Source organism: Streptococcus sp., assembly GCF_019414905.1.
Taxonomy (GTDB): Bacteria; Bacillota; Bacilli; order Lactobacillales; family Streptococcaceae; genus Streptococcus.
In genome coordinates this window covers 1-2600 of record NZ_DXLC01000102.1, presented here as the reverse complement: position 1 = coordinate 2600, position 2600 = coordinate 1, and the positions used below count along the sequence as shown (strand labels likewise).

The 2600-nt window shown below is 37.9% G+C and carries 2 protein-coding genes; both read left to right on the top strand.

Annotated elements, in window-relative coordinates; genetic code table 11:
* Window positions 1–1816: class 1b ribonucleoside-diphosphate reductase subunit alpha (nrdE, locus tag QZ359_RS03115; RefSeq protein ID WP_293959338.1), on the top strand; the 1816-nt coding region annotated here is incomplete at its 5' end.
* A 214-nt stretch (window positions 1817–2030) separates the two neighbouring features.
* Window positions 2031–2588 (top strand): hypothetical protein, encoded by a 558-nt coding sequence (locus tag QZ359_RS03110; protein WP_293959335.1) that lies wholly within the window; start codon window positions 2031–2033, stop codon window positions 2586–2588.
* Window positions 2589–2600: the final 12 nt, after the last annotated feature.

Below are 2600 nucleotides of genomic sequence, written 5' to 3'. Positions count from 1 at the left end.
CTACCTTGAAAGCATGGAAGACCGTGTCTTCTTTAACGCCCTTTATTTTGCTGATGGGAATGAAGCTATTGCCATCGATATTGCCAATGAAATCATCCACCAACGCTACCAACCTGCTACTCCTTCCTTCTTGAATGCTGGACGTGCTCGTCGTGGGGAGTTGGTATCCTGTTTCTTGATTCAGGTCACAGATGATATGAACTCTATTGGACGTTCTATCAACTCAGCTCTTCAACTTTCACGTATCGGTGGTGGTGTGGGAATTACCCTCAGCAACCTTCGTGAAGCTGGCGCACCTATTAAAGGCTATGAAGGAGCTGCTTCTGGCGTCGTTCCAGTTATGAAACTTTTCGAAGATAGCTTCTCTTACTCTAACCAATTGGGTCAACGTCAAGGTGCTGGTGTTGTCTACCTCAACGTCTTCCACCCAGATATTATCGCCTTCCTTTCAACTAAGAAAGAAAACGCCGATGAAAAAGTTCGTGTCAAGACCCTTTCACTTGGTGTCGTGGTACCCGATAAATTCTACGAATTAGCTCGTAAAAATGAAGAAATGTACCTCTTCAGCCCTTACTCAGTAGAGCTTGAATACGGTGTGCCATTTAACTACATCGACATCACTGAAAAGTACGATGAACTAGTCGCAAATCCAAATATCCGCAAGACAAAAATCAAGGCGCGTGATTTGGAAACTGAAATCTCTAAATTGCAACAAGAGTCTGGCTACCCTTATGTAGTCAACATTGATACGGCTAACCGTGCAAATCCTGTTGATGGTAAGATTATCATGAGTAACTTGTGTTCTGAGATTCTTCAAGTTCAAGAACCAAGCTTGATCAACGATGCTCAAGAATTCCTGCAAATGGGAACAGACGTTTCATGTAACCTTGGTTCAACCAACGTTGTCAACATGATGACTTCACCCGATTTTGGTCGTTCTATCCGTGCTATGGTTCGTGCCCTTACTTTCGTTACAGATAGTTCACACATCGTAGCTGTTCCTACCATCGACCACGGAAATAGCCAAGCTCACACCTTTGGTCTTGGTGCCATGGGACTTCACAGCTACCTTGCCCAACAACTTATTGAATATGGATCGCCTGAGTCTGTTGAATTTACAAGCATCTACTTTATGCTTATGAACTACTGGACCTTGGTTGAATCAAACAATATCGCGCGTGAACGTGGCATCACCTTCCACAACTTTGAAAAATCAGACTATGCTAACGGAAGCTACTTCGACAAGTATGTGACTGGCGAATTTGTTCCAAAATCAGACCGTGTTAAAGAACTCTTCAAAGATGTCTTTATCCCTAGTGCCACTGACTGGGCTGAACTTCGCGACAAGGTTCAAGCAGATGGTATTTACCACCAAAACCGCCTTGCTGTAGCTCCAAATGGTTCTATCAGTTACATCAACGACGTTTCTGCTTCTATCCACCCGATTACGCAACGTATCGAAGAACGACAAGAAAAGAAAATCGGTAAGATCTACTATCCAGCTGCTGGTTTGTCAACAGATACTATCCCTTACTACACTTCTGCTTACGATATGGATATGCGTAAGGTGATTGATGTTTACGCTGCTGCAACAGAGCACGTGGACCAAGGACTTTCACTCACCCTCTTCATGCGTAGTGATATTCCAAAAGGACTTTACGAATGGAAGAAAGAAAACAAACAAACGACACGTGACCTATCTATCCTTCGTAACTATGCCTTTAACAAGGGTATCAAGTCTATCTACTACGTCCGTACCTTTACAGACGACGGTGGGGAGGTTGGTGCTAACCAATGTGAAAGCTGTGTGATTTAATGGAAATAAAGAAGAAAATAATTCACTCTTTTTCATTACTGGCATTAGCAATTCTTGGATATTCATTTGGTTTTTGTCAATATTAAGTCTGAATTTTGATTCCAAATCAACTGTGTTCATAGCTTTCGCGTCATTCGTTCTCCTTCTAATTAATACTGATATATATAAACTGATTTTAAACTATAAAAATGTTGAAATTTTTGATGAACTTAATATGAATAAGTACATCAATACTTTAAAAGGGGGCTATTTATACTCTACTTTTTATGGTTCGATTATCAAGTCTGTAAACGAAATAAATCTTTTTTATACAAATCTAAGTTGCGATAATATTAAAACACATCCAATATTATTTATCCTAACTGTTTTACTGCCATTCATAGCGCCATTTATATTAATATTTATTATCAAAAGAATAAATTATTTAATAATGTCAAAAGAACATAAAATCCGAATGTTTATTATGACATTACTAATAGGAAGTCGTATTGAATTACGTAATATTGTTGTAAAAGAATATTATCATTCTATACTAAAAAATGCTGAACTGGAATTAAAGAAAAAGCTAAACATAGATTCAATCCATCTAGCTCCTGTTTCCAATCAGGATATTAGTATTTATTCAATTAACAAAGATTCATATATCTTGACTGTTCAAACAAAATATATAGATACTGCAGAGGAAGAGTCGCTAACTATTGAATCCCTTTTATTAAAAATTCAAATAGATTTTAAAAATAATATGATAAATAATGTTAAATTTTTTAACTAATAAATGACCACC

Bases quoted from the DNA above. Each gene is read 5' to 3' on its own strand.
- QZ359_RS03110 (WP_293959335.1), top strand. From the start codon at position 2,031: ATGAATAAGTACATCAATACTTTAAAAGGGGGCTATTTATACTCTACT.